Genomic DNA, 12,553 nt, shown 5'->3' on the forward strand with positions numbered 1-12,553 from the left:
TGGATCTTGGCGAACGCGCTGAAGCCGCGGCGCGAAGACGCTGGGACGGCGCGCTGAGAGTTCCCGACGGGCGCATTGCGGGCGCACTGGGGTATAGATCGGCAAACGTGCAGGTCAGCGCGTTGCAGTCGTTTCCCTGTAAATCAGACGGCACTGCCTTCGGGGGTTCGAATCCCTCACTCGCCACACCAAAGCGGCCCCGTGACCCAGTCACGGGGCCGCTTTGTTTGTTGCGTAGGCCACCTTTAGTTAGTGGTTAGTAACCAGTAACTTAGAGGGATGGCTGGACGGATGAGCGGACCCGAACGACGTGCCCAAGTACTGGCCATCGCCGCGAAGGAGTTCGCGGAACACGGGCTGCACGGGGCGTCGACGGAAGCGATCGCGAAGACGGCGGGGATCACGCAGGCGTACGTCTTCCGGATGTTCGGGACGAAGAAGGCCCTGTTCCTGGAGCTGGTCCAAGCCGCGTTCGAGCGGCTCAGCGACGCGATGCGGGACGCGGGCGACGGGAAGACCGGCCTGGACGCGCTCTCGGCGATGGGCGCGCAGTACTACGACCTCCTGGCCGACCGGACCGGGTTGTTGTTGCAGCTTCAGGGCTTCGCCGCGTGTGGTGACCCGGAGGTGCGGGACACGGTGCGGTCCTGTTTCGCGCGGATGTGGGGCACGACCGAGGACGGCACTGGGCTCGACCCGGTGACCGTGAAGACGTTCCTCGCCTTCGGAATGCTGCTCAACACCGGCGCCGCGATGGACGTCGAGCAGGTCGGCGACGCCTGGGCCGAGGGCGTCCGCACCCGGATCCAGCCTGGGTTGTTCACCCACATCACCACCGAGACGAACCGATGAGTGTCCCCGTCCGGCACGACGAGCGGCTGAGCCCCGCGCTGGTGTGCACGGCGTTGGCGGGCGCGGTGATCGGCAGCGTCGGGGCGCCCCTGATCACTCCGGTCGCCACGGGCATGCACGTCTCGCTGGACGCCGCGCAGTGGACCTTGACGGTGACGTTGTTCAGCGGCGCGATCGCGGGCCCGGTGCTGGGCAGGCTCGGCAGCGGCCCGTACCGCCGCGCCACGATCCTGGGCACCCTGGCCCTGGTCATGACGGGTGGGTTGCTGACGGTGCTCCCGCTCCCGTACGCGGCGCTGTTGATCGGACGCGGCATGCAGGGCCTCGGGGTCGCGGCCGGGGCGCTGTTGATGAGCGTCGCCCGCGCACACCTGCCGCCTGAGCGCGCGACATCGACGATCGCCGCCCTTTCGGTCGCGTCGACGGTCGGCATTGGCGTCGGCTACCCGGTGGTCAGCCTTCTCGACCAGCTCGCGGGACTACGTGTCGCATACGGCTTCGGCTTCCTCCTTTCCGCTGTCGCGTTCGTCATCGCCTGGCGGTTCCTGCCCGACGAAGCACCCGGTGAGCTTCCTCGGATCGACGTTCCCGGCACGCTGCTGCTCGCACTCGGCACGCTCGGGATCCTCCTGGTCATCGCCGAGCCGTCGATCTGGACGACCGCGTGGCTGGGCATCGGTGTTCTCGCCGGGTCCATCGCGGTCCTGGCCGTGTGGGCGTTCATCGAACTGCGCACGACGGCGCCGCTGGTGAACCTCCGGTTGCTCGGCCAAGGCGGCATCCTCCGCGCGAATCTGGCGATTCTCGTGGCCGGTGCGGGTTTGTACCTGCTGTTCAGCTTGTTCACTCGTTACGTGCAGACGCCAGCCGGCGCCCACTACGGTTTCGCGCTTCCTGGAGTCGCCGCGGGTGCGGCGTTGATCCCCTTCTCACTGCTCGGATTCGTTGCGGGAAAAGCGATCCCGCGGCTCATCGCACGCCTCACCGAACGGTGGACCTACGCGTTCGCGGTCCTGATCGCAGTGGCGAGCGCGCTGCTGTTCGCCATCGGCAACCGGTCGTTCCTTCTCGTCCTCGTCGCGATCGCCCTGCTCGGTTTCGCCGTCGGAGGTGTCTTCGCGGTGATGCCCAAACTCGTTCTGGCCGGTGTGCCCCAAGGGGAAACGGCCAGCGTGCTCTCGATCAACCAGATCGCCCGCAGCATCGGGATGGCCGTGGGCAGTGCTCTCGCCGGTCTCCTGCTCGCCGCCGCCACCCCGGACGGCACGTTGCTCCCTTCCCGGGCCGGCTACCTCACGACGGCCCTGTGGGCTTTGCCTCTGCTCGCCGTCAGCGCGGCCATCATCCTCACGAACCGCGCTCCCAGACCGACACGTGCTTCGTGCTCTCGGCAGTGAACTCCGAGCGGTCCCAGTCCGCCCAACGGTGCTTCAGGCGCATCCCGGCGATGCGTGCCATGAGGTCCAGTTCGGCAGGCCAGACGTACCGGAAGGGGATGCGGCGGAACCGCCCCTGCCCATCCGGTGCCACGGTGACGTGGTTCGACGTGAACTCCTGCGTGACCACGTCGTACTGGTCGAAACCGACATAGCCCGGCGCCATCGCGAACGGGACGGTGTCCTGTCCGGGCGGCAGGCGGCGCAGAGCGGGCAGGCCCACCTCGACGAGGAACAGCCCGCCCGGCCGCAAATGCGCCGCCGCGTTGCGGAAGACGTCGACCTGCCCGTCCGGGGTGGTCACGTTGCCGATCGTGTTGAACACCAGGTAGACCAACGAGAACTCGCCGTCCACCCGCGTTTCCGTCATGTCTCCGATCGTGACGCCGACCGCGCCGCCCCCCGGCTTGCCCGCGATCCGTGCCGCCATCGCCCGGCTCAGTTCGATACCGCTCACCGGCACGCCACGCGCGGCCAGCGGGATCGCGATCCGTCCGGTTCCGACGGCGAACTCGAGCACCGGGCCGTCGGCCAGGTCTTCGAGGACCTCCACCGCGGGCGTCACCACGTCGGGTGCGTTCGCTCCGCCCGGCTCGTCGTAGTTCGCGGCCACGCTCTCGGGAAACCAGCCGTCCGAAGGGTCGTCTCCTGTGCCCGTCTCACCGATCACGGTCGCCGACGCTACGCGCGGGACCGTGCGCTCCTCATCCTGTTTTCTTACGGGGGACGCTCACCGGCCACGCCCCCGCTTTTGCGGCCATGCGGGACGCGTGTTCTGGTCGGCCAGGTCTTCGAGGTAGGTGTACTCACTGAAGTCGTCGTCCGTCGTCGGTGCTCGTCGCGCGCGCCGGGGTTCGGCGGGCGGAGGCTCCGACTCGAGCTCGGCAGCGACCTCGGCCAGCAGCGGCCACAGCTTCTCCTGGGCCCTGGGCGCGAACAACGCCTGCGCGAGCGGGTGCTCGCAATTCCCGGTAGCGACCTCCTCCCAAGTGAACTTGCCTTCCCGGACGCAGGTCGCCGCCCGGGCCAGCCTCGGTGGGACCTCGGGCCGTTCCGACGCGCGACGGAACACCTCGGCCGTGAACTTCGACGCGTCGGCCATGCGCGCCACCTCCGTCGTTCTCCCGTCGCCGAACCGGAGCACGACCCTACTCAGCAGCGGGTGAGCAGGGAATTCCCGCCGCACGACCCGGTGAAGCCGTCAGTTCGACGCCGCCCGGTAGCGCAGCAGCACGATTCCCGAAGCGAACGACCTCTCCTCCACCAGCCGAAGCTTCGGGACACCGGTGGCGCCCTCGAACAGTCGACGGCCTTCGCCGACCACGACGGGATAGACGAACAACCGGTACTCGTCGACGAGCCCGTCGGCGATGAGCGATCGCACCAGCGAGACGCTGCCGGTGGTCACGATGTCCTTGCCTTCACTGGCCTTCAGATTCTCGATCTCCGAGCGCAGCTCACCGGAGAGCACGGTGGTGTTCTCCCACTCCGGCTCCGTGAGCGTGCTCGAGACGACGTACTTGTTCACGGTGTTGAGATAAGCGGAAATGCCTGTCGTGTCTTCGGTTTGGTGCGGCCAGTACCCGCGCATGTCTTCGAAGGTGACGCGTCCGAGCAGGAACGCGTCGGCGTTCTCACGTTGTTCCCGGAGCGTGGCCAGAACGTCGGACCGGTCCACGTCCGGATCGGTGTCGCCCGGGCTGAACCAGTCGCCCGTCAGTTCGATCACGCCGTCGATCGTGCAGTTCTCGGTGACGATCAGCTCCCGCATGGATTCGAAGGTACCGCCACCCACCGACAAGAATGGACCGATGACCGAGCCGCCCGCCCACGGATCCGTCGTCCTTCGCGAGTTCACCGACGCTGATGTCGGGCTCGCCCTGGAACTCGGCGAAGATCCCTACATCCCGCTCATCGGTGGCCTTCCCGCGCATCCGACCTCGCAACAAGCCGAGGAATGGACATGCTCCTCTACGTGTCGCCGTGAACCGCTCGCCTCGACGGATACCAAGCCTCGCCCGCGGGTTCGCCCGCCATGTTCCAGCTCCACGACACCTTCGGCGTCACGCGCGAGTAGATGCCCGGGCCGACGATTCCGATCCGTTCGACCGGGTCGGCGGCCTCTCCGTAGATCCGGACACCGCGCGCGATGAACGGGTCGAGCGAGACGAGGTCGTCGACGAGCAAGGCGACTTTGCGTTGTCCCGCTTGGATATTGCGGAACTTCCGGGTCGCCAGGACCGATGCGCCCGCGCCGCCAACCCAGAAATCCGTTCCGTCGAATTCGAACGCCAAGGGGACGACGTCGGGCTGTTCACCGTCCTCCGACAGGGTCGCGAAGCGGGCCAACGGTTGCGAGCGCAGGTACGCGATCTCTTCTCCGGTGAAGGTCATGGCGCCATGATCCCCGCTCAGGCCGTGAGAATCCGGGCACGGTTCAGGATCAGCATGTCGGTGACGAAGCAGACCGGCGTGCCGTCGGCCGCCCGGCCGATCCAGGTCGGATAACTGCCGTCTCCCCAGCCGGTGGTGAACGCGATGATGTTGCCGTCGGCGCCGTCCGGGGTGACGTCGATATGCGGGTCCACCTCCTCGAACTTCTCGAGCAGCTCGTCGTCCATCTCTTCGGGAAGGGCGTCGGCATCGGTGAAGCAGCCCGTGCCGCTGTCCACGCCATAGCCGTAGAACTCCCCGTCACCGAGGAAAAGCGCGTTCTGCCCTGGCCAGAGCGCTGCTTCCCAGGTGGCGACGGGGACGTCGGCGACGACGAGTTTCGCGGCCACGACCCGTTCGTGGGACGGCTCGTCGACGAACCGGATCACCGAGACCACCACCCGGTACTCGCCGGGAGGCACGGTGACCGTGAAGTGCGCGGCGTCCGAATCCAGGAAGGCCGGATCCGCCGCGACGAGCCTGCCGCTCGTCATGCGGAGGGTCCCGGCGTCCCGAAGCCCGATCTCGACGACGCCATGGCCGCCGCTCAGGGAGAAGCGCGTGCCCGCCGTGAACATCTCGTCGATACCGAACGGGCGCAAGGGAACGGAGGGCCGCCAAGGGCGTTCCTCGACCGGAAGCGGTGGATCGGTGACCGGGGTGTCCGGCGTCCGCAGAGTCAGCTCCTTGGAATTCGTGAAGGGTTCCCAGTCACCGAAGGTGGGCTTCGGCATCCTCAGCTCGGACAACGGCTTTCGCACGCGGCCGCTGCTGGAACCGCCGCCGTAACCCCGAGGAGCCTTGTGCATCCAGCCGTCGCCGTCGGGGCCGAAGGACAGCTCGACACGGCCGGCGTTCTGCTCGTCGAATTCCTCCTGGTCATCGAAATGGTAGGTCCACTGTTCGACCTTCACTAGGAACAGCGAGCCGTCTTCGAGCACACGGAACTCGAACAACCCACGGCGTCTGCTCCGCTCGTCGAAGTGCGCGGAGCGGGCGAAGTGGTGCTTCCAAGCGACTTCGACCAGTACCAACGGAACTCCGGAGCCGGGACGTACCAACGCGACGGCGTACTGCTCCCCGGAGGCGTCGCGTTCCCGCGCGATTCCGGGGGAGAACCTTCCGATCAGCGCGCGGGCGGCCGGGTCCCAGCCTTCGCAGTAGACGACGTCGAGCAAGGTCCCCTCAGACATGAGGCGAAACCTAGCGGTTACCCCCGACAAAACCCAGGGCTATTCGCGGATCGCGTAGTCGCCGAAGGCGGGCTCCAGCAGCTCGAAAGCTCGTTTGGTGGCCTTCGTCAGCGCCTCGGCGATCTCGTCGTTGCTCTCGCCGGCGTGGGAACGCCGGAGGACCTCGCGGAAGAGGACGCGGTCGATCGCGTTGAGCTCGGCGGCGGCCATGACCGGCGTGACGTCGTCCGCGTCGGCTCCGGTCTCGGTCGCGAGCAGGTCGGCGAGCGCGGCTTCGCGCAGTTCGTGCAGTTCACGCAGCCGTGCGGTCAGGGTCGGGCTCTCCAGCACCATTTTCGCGAAGACCGGCCCGGTGAAGCCGATCACGGGAGAGTGCTCCGCCACCGCGTCGAGGAAGGTGCGCCGTAGCGCGGCCAGCGCCGACTCACCCGGCTTCCGGTCGCGGACGGCGTTCGCCAGCCCGTTCGTGAACTCCTCGTGCTGGTCGAGCGCCAGGTCCTCTTTGCGCGCGAAGTAGTTGGTGACGGTCTTCTTCGCGACTCTCGCCGCGGCGGCGATCTCGGCGATCGTCGTCTCCTCGAAGCCCTTCTCGATGAAGAGAAGCGTCGCCTGGTCGGAGATCAGCTGCCGTGTCTCCTGCTTCTTGAGCTCCCGGAGGCCCACATCCGTGCTGGTCATGAGCGAAGTTTACCACCGTCGTAAAAATATTCTTGACTTCCAGTAGGTCGGATGTAAACTTACGTCCGTACTACCGACCACGAGAGAAGAGGCTCCTTGACCGCTCGAATCCCCCAAGGCAACGAAGGCACCAACCGCGCCCAGGTCCGCCGGAACGACCGCCGTCATCAGCAGCCGTTCCCCGGCCGCTCGATGCCGGTGCGCCGCTCGATCGGCGTCCCGCGCCGCCGGTCGTACTGACCGCTCAGCTCATCCGAAAACTCAACGCCGACCGAAGGGGATAGCCCATGAACGTCCTTGCCTCCACCATTTCGTTGACCGTCGACGACGTCACCGCGTCCAGCCGTTTCTTCACCGAGCACTTCGGCTTCACCGAGCAGATGGCCGCGGAGGGTTTCGTCTCCCTCGGGCACGAAACCGCGAAGGTGAGCATCGTCCTGCTTCAGGCGGGGATCGAGGTCTTGCCGGAGAACCTGCGGCAGCAGCGCGCGTCCGGCGTGATCGTGGCCTTCACGGTCGAGAACCTCGAGGCCGAGGAGAAGCGCCTGCGCGACGAAGGTGTCGAGATCACGTTGCCGCTGCGGGAAGAACCGTGGGGAGAGCGTCTCTTCATGGTCACCGACCCGAACGGCGTGCCCGTTGAGCTCGTGGAGTGGGTGCAGCAGTAGGGAAACGTCAAAGTGGGGCTTGGTCCACAGTGGGCCAAGCCCCGCTTTGCCTCGCCGGGTCTACTTCATCGTGGCGAGCTGGATCAAGTTGCCGCAGGTGTCGTCGAAGACGGCGGTGACCACGGGGCCCATGTCCACGGCGTCCTGGGTGAACTCGACGCCGAGCCCCTTGAGTCGCTCGACCTCGGCGTACACGTCGTCGACGGCGAACTGGGTGAACGGGATGCCGTCGTCGGCCAGCGCCTTCTTGAACGGCTTCGCCGCGGGGTGCCCGTCCGGTTCCAGCAGCAGTTCGACGCCGTCGGGATTGGCCGGGGAGACGACGGTGAGCCAACGGGCGTCCCCGGCGGGTACGTCGTTCTTCTTGATGAACCCCAGTTTTTCGGTGTAGAAGTCGAGGGCCTTCGCCTGGTCGTCGACGAAGACGCTGGTGATGTTGATCCGGATCACGGGTTCGGTTCCTCTCGGTCGATGGGCCACCGCTCGACGATCGACCGCAGTGGGCTCGTGTCGATGTGGTGGAACTTGTAGCGGCCCTGTCGCCGGGTGCGCACCAGGCCCGCCTGTTCGAGCATCGCGAGATGCTGCGAGATGGCCTGCCGTGACGAGGTCAAGCCATGCTTCATGGTCAGCCTGCCGCAGATCTCGAACAGGGTCTGACCGTCCTTTTCGGTCAGCTCGTCCAGGATGGTGCGTCGTGTCGCGTCGCCGATCGCCTTGAACAGGTCGCCGTCCACGACTCAGTTATAGGCAAGCCGTCACTTGCCTGTCAACTCGGGGTCAGGACCCGAGGTAGCGCAGGATGGCCAGGACGCGACGGCTGTAGCCGGCGGTGCTGGCCAGTTCGAGCTTGTCGAAGAGAGCGTTCACGTGCTTCTCGACAGCGCTCAGCGAGATGAACAACGACTCGGCGATTCCGGGATTCGTGTGCCCCTGCGCCATTTTCTCCAGCACTTCACGTTCGCGGGGGGTCAGTTTCGCGAGCGGATCGGTGTGCGTGGTCCGCGCGAGCAGCCGTCGCACCACCTCCGGATCGAACGCGGCACCGCCCGCGGCGACCCGTTCGAGCGCGTCCAGGAATTCGCCCACCTGAGCGACCCTGTCCTTCAGGAGATAGCCGACGCGTTCGCTGTCACCGGTGATCAGTTCGGTGGCGTAGCGCTTCTCGACGTACTGCGAGAGCACCAGTACCCCGATCTCCGGCCAGCGTTTCCGGATCTCGAGCGCCGCGCGAAGGCCCTCGTCGGTGTGGGTCGGCGGCATCCGGACATCGGTGACGATCACGTCCGGCCGGTAGGCGGCCGTCGTCGAGAGGAGCGCGTCGCCGTCGCCGACCGAGGCCACGACCTCGTGTCCCTCTTCGACCAGCAGCCGGACCAGCCCTTCGCGCAGGAGGGTCGAGTCCTCCGCGAGGATCACCCGCACGGCAGCACCGCGGTCACCACGGTCGGGCCGCCGAGCGGACTGTCCACTGTGAACCGTCCGTCCGCCGCTGCGACGCGCATCGCGAGGCCGGAAAGCCCGCCGCCCGACTCCCTCGCCCCGCCCGTGCCGTCATCGGTGATCCGTACCCGCACCTTGCTCCCGTCCCGCTCCACGTCGATGTCGATCCGCGTCGCCGCGGCGTGCTTGATCGTATTGGTGACCGCCTCGGAAGCGACGAAGTAGACGACGGTCTCGATGGCCGCCGGTGGCCGTTCCGGCAGGTCGACCCGCAGGTGGACTGGGATGCCCGAGCGTTCCGCCAGCGCCTCCAGCGCGGGATGCAGTCCGTCCGAATCCAGCGCGATCGGATACACCCGCCACGAGACCTCTCGCAGGTCCACCAGGGCGCGCTGGGATTCCTCGTGCGCTTGCCGGAGCAGATCCGACGCGTGTTCCGGGTCGGTCGCGCGACGGGCCCGGCCGAGCAGCATCCCGAGCGCGACGAGCCGCTGCTGGACGCCGTCGTGCAGGTCACGTTCGATCCGGCGGCGCTCACCGTTGACCGCCTCGACCACTTCCGCCCGGCTGGTCGTGAGTTCGGAGAGTCGCCGGCGCAACTGTTCGCTCTTGCTGGGACCGAAAAAGCGCTTCGCCAGCCTGACGTCCAGCGTCGCGGCTCCGATAAGTCCTTGCAAGGCAAGGAAAACGAGCAACCCGCCGAAGAGGGCGGTGGTGACCGGGTCGTACCAGTCGGCCGGTGCTCCTCCTCCGGGCGACTGACCCGCGAAGAGCTGAGCGGTGATGATCACCCCGGATGCGGCGCCCAGCAGGATCAGGACGAAGATCGCGGCGCAGAGCAGTCCGATGACGCACCGCGGGACGAGGTAGGCCATCGCACGGCGATCGGTGTAGTTCGTGGAGTTCTCTTCGCCGAAGTACTTCTCCAGCCGTCGCCGTTCCACTTCGGACAGCACACGCGCACCGGCCAGGACAGGCTGCCGTAGCGCGGGAACCGTGAGCGCGAGGCCGCCGAAGAGCACATAGAAGAACTCCGCGACCGCGGTCATGGCGCCGATCGCCAGACCGAGTGTGCCGCGGAGTGCTCTGCGCAGGAAGCGGCGCATCGCGGGCGGAATGGGCATAACGCGAGGTTAGCGGGGTAGCCGGAGATCGGTACTGCGGTTTACCGCAGTGATTTGTGCCGCTTCACCCCAGTGTGCGGAACCCGGGCGATTCGTACGTTCGTTGACATCCGCAGACGACCACGAAAGGCCGCCATGAACCTCCTCCTCGCCCAAACCGCCAGTGAACCGATGGGAGGACTCGCCGGCTGGGCGGTGTCAGTGATGGACGCGCTGGGCGGTCCTGGAGCCGCGATCATCGTCGGCCTGGACAACCTCTTCCCGCCGATCCCCAGCGAACTGGTGCTCCCGCTGGCCGGGTTCTCGGCCAGTCAGGGCACGTTCACGCTGATGGAGGCACTGGTGTGGACGACGTTCGGCTCGGTCGCGGGCGCGATCATCGTGTACTACCTCGGCCTGCTGCTGGGCCGCGACCGAACACGGCGCTGGATGGCGAAGATCCCGCTGGTCAAGGCGTCCGACTTCGACAAGACCGAAGCCTGGTTCAAGAAACACGGCACCAAGGCGGTGTTCTTCGGCAGGATGGTGCCGATCTTCCGCAGCCTCATCTCCCTGCCCGCCGGAATCGAACGCATGCCGTTCTGGCGGTTCCTGACCCTGACCACGCTGGGCAGCCTGATCTGGAACACGGTGTTCGTCCTGGCGGGCTACGCCCTCGGGGAGAGCTGGCATCTTGTCGAGGAATACGCCGGGTTCTTCCAGTACTTCGTGATCGCCGCCGTCGCGATCGCCCTGACCCTCTTCGTGGTGAACCGGTTGCGGGAGAAGAACCGCACCAACGCCTGAGCCGTGCGGGGGCGCCGGGCCGTCGACGCCCCCGCACGCCGGTTTTCAGGAACGGAAGGGGCCGGTCACCTCGTAGGTGATCCCGCCCGACGACGAACCGGAGGTACCGCGTTGCGAGGAGAAGTACAGCCGGTTTCCCGCCGGAGTGAACGCGGGGCCGCAGATCTCCGACGAGCTCTGGCCGTTGATCCGCAGGAAGGGGGCCACGATGTCGTTCGGCGTGATGATGCAGATCTCCATGTTGCCGCCGTCTTCGGCGACGTACAGGTCACCCGACGAGGTCCCGGTGACGTTGTCGACACCCGTCAGCGGGGCCGAACCGGGGCTGACCAGAGAGTCGTCGTAGGCCAGCTCGTAGGTGCTGTTCGTCAGGTTGAGCTGCCAGACGCGGTTGTCGCCCTTGGTGGTGAACCACGCGGTGTCGTTGGCGTAGTGCAGTCCTTCGCCGCCGTTGAACCGCTTCGCGCCGGACACCTGGTTGCGGGTGGCGGTGGGGGAGCCGTCGGGGTCGGGCACGTTCGCCCAGGTGAAGCTGCCCGAGGTCGCCGTGCCCGCCTTGAGCACCTGCAACGTCCCGGCGGAGAGGTCGCCCCAGGTCGTCGGGACGAAGCGGTAGAAGCAGCCGTCGGAGGTGTCTTCGGTCAGGTAGACGACCTTGCGCACCGGGTCGGCCGCCGCGGCCTCGTGCTTGAACTTCCCCATCGCGGGCCGCTGGACGGCGGCCGTGGCCGGGCCGTTCGGCTGGCATTCGTAGACGAACCCGAGATCGGTCTCCTCGCAGGAAAGCCAGGTGTTCCAAGGAGTCTTGCCGCCCGCACAGTTCTGGCGGGTGTTCGCCAGGATGCGGTGGGCGCCGGTGATGTTCCCGCTCGCGTCGAACTTGACCGCGCTCGCGCCCCCGCCGGGGGTGATCTCCGAGTTCGACACGTAGATCCAGCCGCTGCCGTCGGCGAACACCGCGCCGCCGTCCGGGGCGCTGTGCCAGGTGTACCCGGTGCTCGCGACCTTCTGGCCGGACCTGGCGATGACACGGCTGGTGAATCCCGCCGGCAGCTGGATCCCGTTCGCGTCGGCGGCCTGGAGCGCGCCGTACGGGCTGGGTCCGTTCTGGGCGGGCGCGGCGAGAGCCGCTCCCGAGAGCCTGTTGCCGAACGCCGTGACACCGGCGCCGACCACGGCCGCGCGCAGGAAATTCCGTCGCTTCACTCGTGCCTCCGAGACATCCGCTGATGTGGTGGTGCGGGATGGAGCGGGTCGGAGAGTACGGGCGGAACGGGACATCCAGGTGAATTCGCGGCGTATTCACCGCGAGGAGGGAACTTTCGTAGGGAACCTTCGTGCAGCACTATTTCTTTCGCTTTGCGTAGGCCCGGTGCGTCGGAGCCGCCGCGCTGTGCCGCGATTTCCAGGGCGACGAGTATCCGGTCGAGCGGTGCGCATCCGCCATTGCGGTGGTGGCGACGTCCGATCAGGTGACGCCAGTCGGTGAGATACTCGTCGACCCCGCGCTCGTCGGGGACCGTCCGGAGCAGGGCGCGCAACAGGACTCGCATCTGGTTTTCGTTGCCGGGCAAGGTGTTCCGCGCCAACAGGTCGGCCAAGGTGCTGCGGGACCAACCGGTCGCGGCGGCCAGCGCGCGGATGCTGAGGCCGCTTCGGTCACGGAGTTCGCGCAGTCGCGCCATGAACTCCGTTTCCGTGTTCATCGGGGTGCCTTGGCGGGCGCGGGGTGACGGAGAACGGCGCCGAACAGGGTGATGGCGATCGCCGCGGCGATAGTGGCGCTGGTGCCGGCGAAGGTCAGCGTCGCGGTGAATCCGGTGAGGATGCTCAGGCAGACGATCTGACCGGCCGAAACGCACCTGCGCCTCGGCCGCAACGGGGAAAGAATTCCTTGACTCATGACCTTGCCCTCTCAAGGATCACGCACCCCGGCTGGG

At 67.2% G+C, this 12,553-nt stretch carries 18 protein-coding genes; 5 read left to right on the forward strand and 13 right to left on the reverse strand.

The features are described from left to right. Nucleotides 1–279: 279 nt before the first annotated feature. Entirely contained in the window at nucleotides 280–852 is a 573-nt protein-coding gene (locus tag AMK34_RS27125) for a TetR/AcrR family transcriptional regulator (RefSeq protein WP_241832873.1), read from the forward strand. Continuing rightward, nucleotides 849–2,249 (forward strand): MFS transporter, encoded by a 1,401-nt coding sequence (locus AMK34_RS27130; RefSeq protein ID WP_073847284.1) that lies wholly within the window; start codon nucleotides 849–851, stop codon nucleotides 2,247–2,249. The genes AMK34_RS27125 and AMK34_RS27130 overlap by 4 nt, the downstream gene beginning before the upstream one ends. On the opposite strand, the gene AMK34_RS27135 is transcribed toward AMK34_RS27130, so the two are convergent. The 6 genes from AMK34_RS27135 to AMK34_RS27165 form a co-directional block, all read right to left on the reverse strand. Continuing rightward, nucleotides 2,200–2,958 carry a class I SAM-dependent DNA methyltransferase gene (locus tag AMK34_RS27135; RefSeq protein WP_073847285.1) on the reverse strand — a complete coding sequence of 253 codons (759 nt, stop codon included), beginning with the start codon at nucleotides 2,956–2,958 and terminating at the stop codon, nucleotides 2,200–2,202. The genes AMK34_RS27130 and AMK34_RS27135 overlap by 50 nt on opposite strands. Before the next feature lie 60 nt (nucleotides 2,959–3,018). Next, entirely contained in the window at nucleotides 3,019–3,390 is a 372-nt protein-coding gene (locus AMK34_RS27140; RefSeq protein ID WP_073847608.1) for a hypothetical protein, read from the reverse strand. A 99-nt stretch (nucleotides 3,391–3,489) separates the two neighbouring features. Next, nucleotides 3,490–4,059: a dihydrofolate reductase family protein gene (locus tag AMK34_RS27145; protein WP_073847609.1), complete on the reverse strand. Its 570-nt coding sequence runs from the start codon at nucleotides 4,057–4,059 to the stop codon at nucleotides 3,490–3,492. Nucleotides 4,060–4,259: 200 nt separating this feature from the next. Further along, complete coding sequence (locus AMK34_RS27155; RefSeq protein WP_073847286.1) at nucleotides 4,260–4,682, reverse strand: PPOX class F420-dependent oxidoreductase; 423 nt, start codon at nucleotides 4,680–4,682, stop codon at nucleotides 4,260–4,262. A 17-nt stretch (nucleotides 4,683–4,699) separates the two neighbouring features. Continuing rightward, nucleotides 4,700–5,914 carry a DUF4241 domain-containing protein gene (locus tag AMK34_RS27160; RefSeq protein ID WP_073847287.1) on the reverse strand — a complete coding sequence of 405 codons (1,215 nt, stop codon included), beginning with the start codon at nucleotides 5,912–5,914 and terminating at the stop codon, nucleotides 4,700–4,702. A 39-nt stretch (nucleotides 5,915–5,953) separates the two neighbouring features. Further along, on the reverse strand, nucleotides 5,954–6,592 hold the full coding sequence (locus AMK34_RS27165) for a TetR/AcrR family transcriptional regulator (RefSeq protein WP_073847288.1): 639 nt from the start codon (nucleotides 6,590–6,592) through the stop codon (nucleotides 5,954–5,956). Between the two features lie 96 nt (nucleotides 6,593–6,688). Here AMK34_RS27165 and AMK34_RS43040 point away from each other — a divergent pair, with 96 nt between their 5' ends. Continuing rightward, complete coding sequence (locus AMK34_RS43040) at nucleotides 6,689–6,832, forward strand: hypothetical protein (RefSeq protein WP_158073309.1); 144 nt, start codon at nucleotides 6,689–6,691, stop codon at nucleotides 6,830–6,832. A 47-nt stretch (nucleotides 6,833–6,879) separates the two neighbouring features. Beyond that, entirely contained in the window at nucleotides 6,880–7,260 is a 381-nt protein-coding gene (locus AMK34_RS27170; RefSeq protein ID WP_037332786.1) for a VOC family protein, read from the forward strand. Between the two features lie 60 nt (nucleotides 7,261–7,320). On the opposite strand, the gene AMK34_RS27175 is transcribed toward AMK34_RS27170, so the two are convergent. The 4 genes from AMK34_RS27175 to AMK34_RS27190 are packed head-to-tail and all read right to left on the reverse strand — an operon-like array spanning nucleotide 7,321 to nucleotide 9,809. After that, nucleotides 7,321–7,710: a VOC family protein gene (locus AMK34_RS27175; RefSeq protein ID WP_037332784.1), complete on the reverse strand. Its 390-nt coding sequence runs from the start codon at nucleotides 7,708–7,710 to the stop codon at nucleotides 7,321–7,323. Then, a complete protein-coding gene (locus AMK34_RS27180; RefSeq protein WP_073847289.1) occupies nucleotides 7,707–7,997 on the reverse strand; it encodes an ArsR/SmtB family transcription factor in 291 nt (96 codons plus the stop codon). Before AMK34_RS27180 ends, AMK34_RS27175 begins: the two co-directional genes overlap by 4 nt. A gap of 43 nt (nucleotides 7,998–8,040) precedes the next feature. Then, nucleotides 8,041–8,685 (reverse strand): response regulator, encoded by a 645-nt coding sequence (locus tag AMK34_RS27185; protein ID WP_073847290.1) that lies wholly within the window; start codon nucleotides 8,683–8,685, stop codon nucleotides 8,041–8,043. Then, nucleotides 8,676–9,809 carry a sensor histidine kinase gene (locus tag AMK34_RS27190; RefSeq protein ID WP_073847610.1) on the reverse strand — a complete coding sequence of 378 codons (1,134 nt, stop codon included), beginning with the start codon at nucleotides 9,807–9,809 and terminating at the stop codon, nucleotides 8,676–8,678. Before AMK34_RS27190 ends, AMK34_RS27185 begins: the two co-directional genes overlap by 10 nt. Before the next feature lie 153 nt (nucleotides 9,810–9,962). Between AMK34_RS27190 and AMK34_RS27195 the strand changes: the two genes are divergently transcribed. Then, nucleotides 9,963–10,613 (forward strand): DedA family protein, encoded by a 651-nt coding sequence (locus AMK34_RS27195; RefSeq protein WP_073847291.1) that lies wholly within the window; start codon nucleotides 9,963–9,965, stop codon nucleotides 10,611–10,613. A 45-nt stretch (nucleotides 10,614–10,658) separates the two neighbouring features. Here AMK34_RS27195 and AMK34_RS27200 read toward each other — a convergent pair whose 3' ends face one another. Genes AMK34_RS27200 through AMK34_RS27210 form a run of 3 tightly spaced genes read right to left on the reverse strand, consistent with a single transcriptional unit; the run spans nucleotide 10,659 to nucleotide 12,516 of the window. Next, nucleotides 10,659–11,819: an alkaline phosphatase PhoX gene (locus AMK34_RS27200; protein ID WP_038519924.1), complete on the reverse strand. Its 1,161-nt coding sequence runs from the start codon at nucleotides 11,817–11,819 to the stop codon at nucleotides 10,659–10,661. After that, on the reverse strand, nucleotides 11,816–12,319 hold the full coding sequence (locus AMK34_RS27205) for a helix-turn-helix domain-containing protein (protein ID WP_083650014.1): 504 nt from the start codon (nucleotides 12,317–12,319) through the stop codon (nucleotides 11,816–11,818). Before AMK34_RS27205 ends, AMK34_RS27200 begins: the two co-directional genes overlap by 4 nt. Next, the gene (locus AMK34_RS27210) at nucleotides 12,316–12,516 is read right to left on the reverse strand and encodes a hypothetical protein (RefSeq protein ID WP_073847293.1); all 201 of its coding nucleotides are present in this window, start codon (nucleotides 12,514–12,516) and stop codon (nucleotides 12,316–12,318) included. Before AMK34_RS27210 ends, AMK34_RS27205 begins: the two co-directional genes overlap by 4 nt. Nucleotides 12,517–12,553 lie beyond the last annotated feature (37 nt).

It is taken from the genome of Amycolatopsis sp. CB00013, from assembly GCF_001905755.1.
Classification (GTDB): Bacteria; Actinomycetota; Actinomycetes; order Mycobacteriales; family Pseudonocardiaceae; genus Amycolatopsis; species Amycolatopsis japonica.

What these genes read in the sequence shown, in the direction of transcription:
- AMK34_RS27125 (WP_241832873.1), top strand. Translation starts at nt 280, where the DNA reads ATGGCTGGACGGATGAGCGGACCCGAACGACGTGCCCAAGTACTGGCC.
- AMK34_RS27130 (WP_073847284.1), top strand. Translation starts at nt 849, where the DNA reads ATGAGTGTCCCCGTCCGGCACGACGAGCGGCTGAGCCCCGCGCTGGTG.
- AMK34_RS27140 (WP_073847608.1), bottom strand. Translation starts at nt 3,390, where the DNA reads ATGGCCGACGCGTCGAAGTTCACGGCCGAGGTGTTCCGTCGCGCGTCG.
- AMK34_RS27145 (WP_073847609.1), bottom strand. Translation starts at nt 4,059, where the DNA reads ATGCGGGAGCTGATCGTCACCGAGAACTGCACGATCGACGGCGTGATC.
- AMK34_RS27155 (WP_073847286.1), bottom strand. Translation starts at nt 4,682, where the DNA reads ATGACCTTCACCGGAGAAGAGATCGCGTACCTGCGCTCGCAACCGTTG.
- AMK34_RS27160 (WP_073847287.1), bottom strand. Translation starts at nt 5,914, where the DNA reads ATGTCTGAGGGGACCTTGCTCGACGTCGTCTACTGCGAAGGCTGGGAC.
- AMK34_RS27165 (WP_073847288.1), bottom strand. Translation starts at nt 6,592, where the DNA reads ATGACCAGCACGGATGTGGGCCTCCGGGAGCTCAAGAAGCAGGAGACA.
- AMK34_RS27170 (WP_037332786.1), top strand. Translation starts at nt 6,880, where the DNA reads ATGAACGTCCTTGCCTCCACCATTTCGTTGACCGTCGACGACGTCACC.
- AMK34_RS27190 (WP_073847610.1), bottom strand. Translation starts at nt 9,809, where the DNA reads ATGCGCCGCTTCCTGCGCAGAGCACTCCGCGGCACACTCGGTCTGGCG.
- AMK34_RS27195 (WP_073847291.1), top strand. Translation starts at nt 9,963, where the DNA reads ATGAACCTCCTCCTCGCCCAAACCGCCAGTGAACCGATGGGAGGACTC.
- AMK34_RS27205 (WP_083650014.1), bottom strand. Translation starts at nt 12,319, where the DNA reads ATGAACACGGAAACGGAGTTCATGGCGCGACTGCGCGAACTCCGTGAC.
- AMK34_RS27210 (WP_073847293.1), bottom strand. Translation starts at nt 12,516, where the DNA reads ATGAGTCAAGGAATTCTTTCCCCGTTGCGGCCGAGGCGCAGGTGCGTT.